The following is a 4,479-nucleotide window of genomic DNA, read 5'->3' on the forward strand; positions in this document are numbered from 1 at the left end:
CACCCACACCCACACCCACACCCACACCCACACGCGAACGCGAACGCCCCTGCACCGAGAGTCCGTTACCTCGATCCGCTCCCCCTCGGCCGTACAGCCGCGGACGGCGACGCTCTGCCGGCGGGGCACCGCCCGGCCACCGCCGGACAGTCGACGCGGGAGGGACGACGTTGAGCGAGGGTCCTCACCTGCTGATCGCCGACGTGGTCCAGATCCTGCTGCGGGCCAACGGCGCCGTCCTGTGTGTGCGCCGCCGCTCGGACGCGCACCCGGCTCCGGGACGACTCACCGCCGTGGGAGGCCGGGTGAAGGCGGGCGAGCCGCTGGACCGCGCGGCACGGCGCGAGGCCGAGGAAGGGGCCGGCGTCCACATCAGCGCCCGCCGACAGGAGTTCGGCGGTCTCGTCCACCACCACGAGCCCGACGGCACGGACCGGATCACCGCCGTATTCGTGGCCCAGTCCTGGACCGGTGAACCGCACAACGCCGAACCGGACAAGCACGAAGGGCTGTTCTGGGTGCCGATGGAGAAGCCCCCGCGGGATTGCCATCCCCGCACCGTCGCCGTCTTCGACATGCTCACTCACGGCCCGTCGTACCGGGCACTGAACTGGCCGACCTCGGGAGGCGCACAGTGAAGAGGTTCTTCGGACCGGTCCGGATGGCCCAACCCCGGGTCTCCGACGCGGAGGAGGAGCTGTTCGGCGGACCGCTGCGCTACGACATGGGCTGGTCCCACCATGAGCACGCGGGCCTGGACCTGACCATGATGTCCGCGCTGCGCTCCATGCCCGTCCTCGTCGGCGCGGCCCTGCGCATGGCGTGGCGCGCCGACCGGCGTGCTCTGCTCGCGGTGACGGTCAGTGAGATCGGCCAGGGCGTCGCCGCGGCCGTCGGCCTGCTCGCCGTCAACGCCGTCATGCACGCCCTGCTCGCCGGGGGTGGCGACGCCGCCCAGCGGTTGCACGCGCTGCTGCCCGGCCTGCTGGCCGCCGCGGCCATCGGCGTGGTCAACTCCGCTCTCTCCGCGTGGTCGACGTCGCGCGCCGGGCGCCTGGAGCCGATGGTCGAGCGGATCGCCACCACCCAGTACCTCGCCGCCGCCGCGAGCGTCGAGCTGGAGGCCATCGACGACCCCGACTTCCGGCGGCTCGTCGACGTCGCCCAGTACGGGCCGGCCTCCGCCCGGCGCATGATCGGTGCCTGTGTGGCGGCGCTGAACGGTCTCATCTCCTTGCTCGCCACCGGCAGTGTCCTCGCCGTCCTGCACCCCGTCCTGCTGCCCATGCTGATCCTGATCGCCGCCCCGCGCGGGTGGGGTGCCATGCGTGTGGCGCAGGAACGGTACGTGTCGGTGATGAGCTGGCTGGAGCACGTGCGGGCCAGCCGGCTCATCGGCAACCTGCTCACCGAGCGCAGCGCCGCCCAGGAGGTGCGCCTCCACGCCGTCGGCGCCTTTCTCCTCGGCCGCTACGAGCGCATGGCCGAGAGCGCCGAGGCCGAACAGGAACGCCTCGCCTCCAGCAAGGCCCTCACCGAGTGGTTCGCCTCCGCGCTGTCCGGTCTCGCCATGGCCGCGACGTATGGTGCGATGTTCTGGCTGATCGTGTCCGGGCACATGAGTCTGGCCATCGCCGGCACGGCCGTGGTCGCGGTGCGGACCGGGTCGGCGAGCCTGGGCGGTCTGGTGATGAACATCAACCAGCTGCACGAGGAATCGCTGTACGTCCGTGACCACGGGCGGTTCCTGGAGCAGGCGGCGCAGCGCATCATCCCGGCGGGCGGTGAGCCGGTCCCCGAACGGATCAAGGAGATCGTCCTCGACCGCGTCACCTACCGTTACCCCGACCGGGACACGGCTGCCCTGGAGCGGGTGTCCCTCACGTTGCCGATGGGCTCGGTCACCGCCGTGGTGGGTGAGAACGGCTCCGGCAAGAGCACGCTGATGAAGATCCTGTCCGGCATGCTCCTGCCCCAGGACGGCGCCCTGCGCTGGGGTGAGGCGGACGTCAGCGACCTCGACCGGTCCCAGGTCTTCGAGCGCGTCTCCCTGCTCACCCAGGATTTCCAGCGGTGGCCCGTGACCGCCGCGATGAACATCCGCCTCGGCCGGCCCGGGCACGCCGCCACACTGCAGGACCTGCAGCCGTCGGTCGACTACGCCGGCGCCACGCCGGTCATCGCCCGGCTCCCCGACGGCCTGCGGACCCTGCTGGCCCGCGTGTTCCGTGGTGCCATCGAGCTCTCGGGCGGCGAATGGCAGAAGGTGGGGCTCGCCCGCACCCACTGGCGCAGCGCGACGTCGCAGGGGGACAGCGTGCTCATCGTCGACGAACCGACCTCCGCCCTGGACCCGGAAGCCGAGATCGAGGCCTTCGACCGCATCCGCCGTCTCGCCGCCCCGAACCGGGCCGTCGTCCTGGTCACCCACCGCATGTCCGGCGTCCGCCACGCCGACCGCATCTACGTCCTCAACCACGGACGTCTCACCGAACACGGCACCCACGACGAGCTGATGAGGGCCCGCGGCCGCTACGCCGCGATGTTCGACGCGCAGGCCGCCCAGTACGCCCCCGGCATCACCATCCCGAACCCCACCGCGCCCTCCGTCACGGATCCGGCATGACCCGTCCGTCACGGATCCGGCACGAGCCGTCCGGCCGTGAGGAGCCGGGCCGCAGGACGGTCCCGCCCCAGCACACACACCTGATCAAGCGCACACCGCCCGTCGAAGGAGGCACCGTGTCCGTCGAGGACGTCAACACCCGGGCCTGGACCGTCTACGGCAGACGCCAGCTGGCCCGCTCCTGCATGCCACCCGTCCCCGACCGCCTGACCTGGACGCCCTGGGAGGCGGTGGGACCGGGCGCTGAAGTCCTGGGCGACATCGCCGGCCGGCGTCTCCTGGACATCGGCTCCGGGGCGGGTCACCACGCCGTCCATCTGGCGCGGACGTACGGTGCTCACGTGACCGGCGTCGAGCTGTCACCGACCCAGCACGAGCGTGCCGTCTCCGTGCACGCGGGCGTTCCCGGAGTGGAGTACGTGCAAGGAGACGTGGTCGGGTACCTGGCCGGTGCCGAGCCGTTCGATGCCGCGTACGCCATCGGCACCCTGGCCTTCATCGACCCCCATCGCGCGCTGCCCGCGCTGCGTGACGGCCTGCGCGCCGGTGCGCCGCTGATCCTCTCGCTCCTGCACACCGACCTGCACGGCCGGGGGCCGTCCGCCGAGGTGGCCCCGCGGGAGCAGATGATCCTGCTGCGCGACGACCCGCCGCTGCCGACCCGGATGTGGGTGCTGGCTCCGCAGTTGTGGGAGGACCTGCTCACCGAGTACGGCTTCCGTGTCGAGACCATCGACCTGCTGCGCCACCCCGAGGGGAGCAGCCCGGTCGTCCAGCAGCTCATCCGGGCCCGTCGTCTTCCCGGCCGGCCCGCGCGGATCTCCAGCCGCCCCCGCACCACCCGGCCACCGGTGCCGCACGCCGCCGTGGGTGTCGGTGCGATCGTCCTCGGCGAGCAGGGCCTCCTGCTGGGCCGTCATCGGCGCGGCACCCTGGAACTGCCCGGTGGCACCGTGGAGGCCGGGGAGTCGTTCGAAGCGGCGGTGGTGCGTGAACTCTTCGAGGAGACCGGCCTGACCGCCCGCCCTGCGGACGTCAGCCCGCTCGGCACGCTCGTCGACCACGTCGGAGGCGTCCTGCGGGTGACGGTGGGCGCCCTGGTGCGCTCCTGGCGGGGACAGCCGTCGACGCGGCCGGACGAGAGCGTCGGCGACTGGGCCTGGCATCACCTCGACGACCTCCCCGACGGCCTGTTCGTGTGCAGCGCGCAGATCCTCACGGCCTGGCGCCCCGATCTGCCCATCGAGCACACGCCCGCGCACTTCACTCCGTTCGCCCAGGGCACACCGCCCAGGACGGGTCCGGACGGCACGCTCTAGGCGTCCCGCGACCGCACCGTCAAGCGGATCCCGTCCCGTGCCCAGGTGTGCCGCCACCGCACGGTCGACCGTCGCCCGCAGATACGCGAGGGCCTGGTCGGCCCGTTCCGCCGGGCACGGGTCGGCTCGCGGCACCCGGCAGAGCCGTCCCAGGTGCTCGGTGAGCGCCTCCTCGAACGCGGCGACGACACGGTCGGCGTCCGCGGCGGCACCCGTATGGGCATCCGAGCCGCCGTCGGCGCCGCCGAGTGCGAAACCGCAGAACATGCGGAGCGACAGGGCGGTCAACTCCTACTGGCTGCCGACGGGTTCGTCCTGCGCCCGGACTCCGGCGGCGGTGCGTACAGCGGGGGCGGCAAGGTGGCCGCCCTGATCACCCGGGCCCGACGCCAGACCCGGCCCGATGGCGAACCCGGCCCGACGCCAGACCCGGCCCGATGGCGAACCCGGCCCGACGCCAGACCCGGCCCGATGGCGAACCCGGCCCGACGCCAGACCCGGCCCGATGGCGAACCCGGCCCGACGCCAGACCCG

General features: G+C 72.8%; 3 protein-coding genes and 1 pseudogene. All 4 read left to right on the forward strand.

The genetic code is table 11. From position 1 onward, the window contains the following. Positions 1-170: 170 nt before the first annotated feature. Positions 171-638: an NUDIX domain-containing protein gene (locus GT045_RS15200; protein WP_161291623.1), complete on the forward strand. Its 468-nt coding sequence runs from the start codon at positions 171-173 to the stop codon at positions 636-638. 23 nt (positions 639-661) lie between these two features. Beyond that, the gene (locus GT045_RS15205) at positions 662-2,626 is read left to right on the forward strand and encodes an ABC transporter ATP-binding protein (protein ID WP_202528129.1); all 1,965 of its coding nucleotides are present in this window, start codon (positions 662-664) and stop codon (positions 2,624-2,626) included. Then, on the forward strand, positions 2,623-3,945 hold the full coding sequence (locus GT045_RS15210) for a bifunctional class I SAM-dependent methyltransferase/NUDIX hydrolase (RefSeq protein ID WP_202528131.1): 1,323 nt from the start codon (positions 2,623-2,625) through the stop codon (positions 3,943-3,945). Before GT045_RS15205 ends, GT045_RS15210 begins: the two co-directional genes overlap by 4 nt. A gap of 153 nt (positions 3,946-4,098) precedes the next feature. Beyond that, positions 4,099-4,479, forward strand: a pseudogene (locus GT045_RS39730) (hypothetical protein); the annotation flags it as partial.

The sequence above is a fragment of the Streptomyces sp. SID486 genome (genome assembly GCF_009865385.1).
Lineage (GTDB): Bacteria > Actinomycetota > Actinomycetes > Streptomycetales > Streptomycetaceae > Streptomyces.